Annotated in this window: 5 protein-coding genes; 1 reads left to right on the forward strand and 4 read right to left on the reverse strand. The window is 36.0% G+C overall.

The genetic code is table 11. The features are described 5' to 3' along the window. Positions 1-78 precede the first annotated feature (78 nt). Together ACZQCL_RS06090 and ACZQCL_RS06095 are read right to left on the reverse strand one after the other, a co-directional pair. Complete coding sequence (locus ACZQCL_RS06090) at positions 79-1239, reverse strand: sugar transferase (RefSeq protein ID WP_482482249.1); 1161 nt, start codon at positions 1237-1239, stop codon at positions 79-81. Then, the gene (locus tag ACZQCL_RS06095) at positions 1240-2376 is read right to left on the reverse strand and encodes a type I phosphomannose isomerase catalytic subunit (protein WP_482482251.1); all 1137 of its coding nucleotides are present in this window, start codon (positions 2374-2376) and stop codon (positions 1240-1242) included. Between the two features lie 88 nt (positions 2377-2464). Between ACZQCL_RS06095 and ACZQCL_RS06100 the strand changes: the two genes are divergently transcribed. Next, positions 2465-3718, forward strand: coding sequence for a methionine gamma-lyase family protein (locus ACZQCL_RS06100; RefSeq protein WP_456073171.1), 1254 nt, complete (start codon positions 2465-2467; stop codon positions 3716-3718). 139 nt (positions 3719-3857) lie between these two features. Here the strand turns inward: ACZQCL_RS06100 and ACZQCL_RS06105 are convergent, their stop codons facing one another. Further along, entirely contained in the window at positions 3858-4604 is a 747-nt protein-coding gene (locus ACZQCL_RS06105; RefSeq protein ID WP_118115205.1) for an SDR family NAD(P)-dependent oxidoreductase, read from the reverse strand. Positions 4605-4624: 20 nt separating this feature from the next. After that, a partial coding sequence (gene efp / locus ACZQCL_RS06110) for an elongation factor P (protein WP_482482254.1) occupies positions 4625-5143 on the reverse strand: 519 nt, incomplete at its 5' end.

Below are 5143 nucleotides of genomic sequence, written 5' to 3' on the forward strand. Positions count from 1 at the left end.
CAGTCATCAGACTGAAGCATAGAAATAAGATGAAATCTGTTGTTTGAATAAAAGTATCCATGATCCGATATCGTACGGTTATACGTTTTCTTTTTGTATAAACGCGGTGAAAGTCCTTAGGATAATCTCCATGTCGAGTAAGAAAGAAAACGTTTGGGCATATTTAATGTCCAGTTGTTTACGTTCATCGGCAGATAACTTTCCACTGCTTCCGCGTTTTTCTACTTGCCAAAGCCCGGTTAGTCCTGCCGGTCCCATAAAGCGGTCAATATATTCATCGCTTGTCAACAGTTCCGCTTCGTAAAGCGGGAGGGGTCGGTTGCCTACGATAGACATATCTCCCTTCAATATATTGACCAATTGCGGCAACTCGTCGATACTGTATTTGCGGATGATGCGTCCTACTTTGGTGATGCGGGGATCATTCTCCAATTTAACGAATGCATTCTTTTTTTCTATCGATTTTTTGCTTGTATAGTTTTGTTCGGATATGATGAAGTCATCTGAAATTAACATGGTCTCTTCTTCGTTCAGTTCTATATTGTCACCGATCAGGAACTCTTCTCCGCTCAGTTCCGGTTCTTCTTCTGTCTGATATTGATTGAGCTGGTTGAAGTCTCTCAGATGCTTGTCTGCGTCAGTGTACATGGAGCGAAACTTCAGGAAGTCGAATATTTTATAATTGCTTCCTACCCGTTTCGACTTGTATACCACAGCACCTTTACTTTCCAGGCGGATGGCTACAGCCGTAATTATCAGTATTGGCGACAAACATAATATGGCGATAGAAGAGAAGACGATATCAAATAATCTTTTCCATAAAGGGAGCTTGAAGAACAGTAGATTTGCTCCTTTTTTGTGGATATCATTAATCTTTTGCTGCTTGCGCCGCATCATAAACTCCGTTATGTCTTTAAAAGTTTCGGGGGTAGAATTAAATGGTATTGAATTATTGATACCGGCCTTCAGGTAAGCGGGCCGTTCTTCCTTATTGATTCCCTCTGTAACGAGAGCGATATATACTCCCGGAAATTTCTTTCTCAGATATTGGATTTCGGGGATGTCTTTTGAGATGATCCGTTGCTCGAAAAGAATCACTATGTCATATTTCTCACGTATTTTATCGATAAATTCGCTTGCTTTTCTACTGTTTTGAATGGCATAAAATGCCCCTTCAGCTATCTTAGAGAATTGTTCGATAGTATCAGCATGTCTCCCAATATAAATGAGATGTAACATTTATTCTATGATTTTTTTGACACGTATTTTTAGTTCCATTGGGTTGAAAGGTTTCAGGATATAATCTACAGCTCCTTCTTGCAGCAGCCTGATCCTTTCACTTGTACTTTCTTCACTGGAAAGCATGATGACGGGTATGTCTTTGAACAACTCATTACATTTTAAATAATGTAGAAATTCGTCCCCTCTCATCAGCGGCATGCGTATATCCGATATAATCAGATCGGGTGTTTTTCCTTCATGTAGCCATTCAAGTGCGTGGATGGGGTCGGGAAAATATTGAATATCATAATCTTTTCCATCAATATGTAAGATTCCATTTCCACTTAATGGTAAACAAAGTGAATAAGAAGGATTGTTGATATGAATTTCATTTTGAATCTTATATTGAGTCACATTAAAATATTTTTCATTCACATATTCAATGACTTCATTTCCTTCTAACATCGTAACTGTTGGATGCACATCTGGTTCAATATACGGTATATTTGTGACTTCAATAGCCTGATCAATATGTAGTTTTCGCATATTCCCATCGGCATCTTTTCGATCATAATCATATATACGATATGTAACATCGCTGGATTGTTGCACTTCAGCCATCATTAACTTTCCTTCAATACCATGAATCGTTCCTGCAGGTGTATAAACAAATTCATTTGCGTGCACTGGCTTTCGAACGAATAAAGTATCCCAAGCTTTTTCTTCAATAGCCTTTCTAAACTCTTCCTTTGTCTTGGCACTATGTCCACGAATGATTTTGGTGCCTTCTTCCACATCTAGCCACAGGCAGAATTCAGCCTTACCATAATCTTTTTCGTGTTTTCTAGCATATGCATCATCTGGATGGACTTGCACGGAACATGGTTCTTGAATCTCATTAATTTTAACTAATAGTGGAAACTTATCGTGAGGATCATTCGCAAATAATTCTCTGTGATTTAAATATACATCTTTTAATGTTTCCCCTTTATATTTTCCATTTTTGATCTTACTTAAGCCATTATCATGTGCACTAATAGCCCAGTATTCTCCAATCTTTTTGTCCATAGGACCTAAGCCAAACTTTTCTTGGATGCGCCTTGAACCATACAGCTTTTCTTTCATGGGCGAATCTAAAAATAATACTTTTTCCATATCTTACTCTCTTTCTTATCTTGACTTGAGCATACCACAAATATTTAAATCGTGTATAATAGAAGAAGTGGACTTTTGGAGGTTATTTATGATTTTAGAACAAATTGATAAAGACTTATTGAAAATGGCAGAAGAATCGGATGTCGTTTTAAAAGATATTTATAAAAAAATTGATGATGTATGTTTATACAATTCAGATCGTATCTTAGCTGCATTTATTGAGAACCACGTTTCTTATTCTGACTTTGCGGATATTAACGGATACGGTAACTATGATGAAGGTCGTGATAAAATCGAACGTATTTTTGCGACAGTACTCGGATGTGAAGATGCTCTAGTACGTCCTCAGATTATGAGTGGTACAAACGCTTTATATTTAACTTTATCTGCTCTATTAAAACATGGAGATACAATGATTTCCATTTCTGGTGCTCCATATGATTCTTTGCAGGAAATGATTGGTTTATGTGGGGATTCTACACAATCCTTAAAAGCCAATGGTGTAAAGTATGAACAAATTGATTTAGTAAATGATGATTTTGATGATGATAAGATTGTTGAACGTTTAAAAGAAAACAATGTAAAATTAGTGGAAATCCAAAGATCTAGAGGATATGCTCACCGTTTATCATTAACCATTTCAAAGCTTGAGCGTATCATCAAAAAGATTCGTGAAGTAAACAAAGATGTTATTATCATGGTCGATAACTGTTATGGTGAACTTGTTGAAAAATTAGAACCAGGACACATTGGTGCGGATGTTGTGGTTGGATCCTTGATGAAAAACTTAGGCGGAGGAATTGCCTCTACTGGAGGATATGTAGCTGGTAATAAAGAATTGATCAACATGGTAGCTGAACGCTTAACAGCTCCTGGAATCGGTAAGGATTTGGGTGCAAACTTTAACTTAAATAACTCTTTCTTTAAAGGTATCTTCATGGCACCAAATGCTGTAAAGAGTGCTTTAAAGACAGCCGTTTTCACAGCTTATATGTTAGAAAAATTAGGATACAAGAATGTATCTCCTGCTTATAATGATGAAAGAACGGATATCATTCAAACTTTAGAGCTTGGATCAAAAGAAAATCTTGTTAGTTTTACACAAGGTATTCAATCCACAAGTCCAATTGATTCATTTGTTCGTGTTATGGCTGCTCCAATGCCTGGCTATCCATTTGATGAAGTTATGGCTGCTGGAAGCTTTACACAAGGAAGTACAATCGAACTAAGTGCAGATGCTCCAGTCGTTGAACCATATACTTTATATATGCAGGGTGGATTAACATTAGAATATGGAAAACTTTCTATTCTTCTTGCCCTAACAAACATGAAAAACAACTAAGATGCCAAGTGCATCTTTTTTCGTTTCAAACAATATGCAACGATAATGGAATCGTTGCAAATCGATTCAACCGATACTTCAATCAATAAAGAATAAAAGTGGTCAATACCCTTTAAATATAGGGATTTAACCACTTTTTTTAACAGCTACCCATCTGTCCACCATCGATACGAATGATGGAATTGTTGATGAAGTTAGCTTCATCACTAATTAAGAAACGAACAAGATAGGCCACTTCTTCTGGCTTTCCATAACGTTTCACCATGATTTTTTCTGTTTCTTCCTTTAAGAACTCTTCGTCATAGCCATCTAGTTCATTATCGGTTCCAATAAATCCGGGGGCAACACAATTCACATTGATGTATGGTCCAAATTCAGCCGCAAGATTGTGTGTCATTGAAATCAAGGCTGCTTTTGAAGCATCATAATCGATACACATTGGATAATATGTATTAATTCCATTGGTACTTGATATATTGATGATTCTTCCATATTCTTGATCCAACATGTGTTTATACACTCTTTTACTACAGTTAAAAGCACCTACTACATTGACATCTAATGTTCTTTTAAATTCTTCGGCATTTTTTAAATGAAACAAATTGGAAAGATCTACAGCCGCATTATTAATTAATACATCTACGCCACCCATCTTCTCTTCAATTTCACTAACCATTATATTTACTTGATCTACATCGGATACATCAGCACAAATGGTAAGACAACGAACATGATATTGAGATTCAATTTTTTCTTTTAATTCTTTGGCAGGCTGTTTAGAAGTTAAATAGTTAATGACAATATCATAACCATGTTTTGCGAGTTCCAATGCGATTGCACTTCCAATACCACGAGCACCACCTGTAATTAAGACGACTTTATTCATAGTTAAAAAAAGAAGAGCGATTAAGCTCTTCCTGCATATTTTCCATCTGTTGAGAATACAACGATTTTTTCACCTGGTTCGATGAACTGTGGAACTCTTAATGTTAATCCAGTATCTGTAGTTGCATCTTTAGTTTGGTTAGATGGTGCACCTTTGATGGCTGGATCTGTTTCAGCTACTGTCAATTCAACTTTTTCTGGGACAGAAACAGATAATAATTCTCCTTCGAAGAACATCAAAGATACTTCAGCCCCTTCAACAATAAAGTATTTGTTGAAATCAACTTGTTCAGCTGTTAATTCATAAGTATCGTATGTTTCTAAATCCATAAAGTAATATGTAGAATCTGCTTCATATGAGAATTGAGCTGCTTTTTTAGAAATGTTAGCTTGTTCAAATTTAGTTGAAGCATTGAAGTTTCTTTCTTGTGTATTACCTGTTTTTAAGTTTTTCATCTTAGTTTTTAAGATAGCTGCACCTTTACCAGGTTTAACATGTTGGAAATCTAATACTACCCAAGGATCACCATCAACGATTAA

The sequence above is a fragment of the Holdemanella sp. genome, assembly GCF_056804935.1.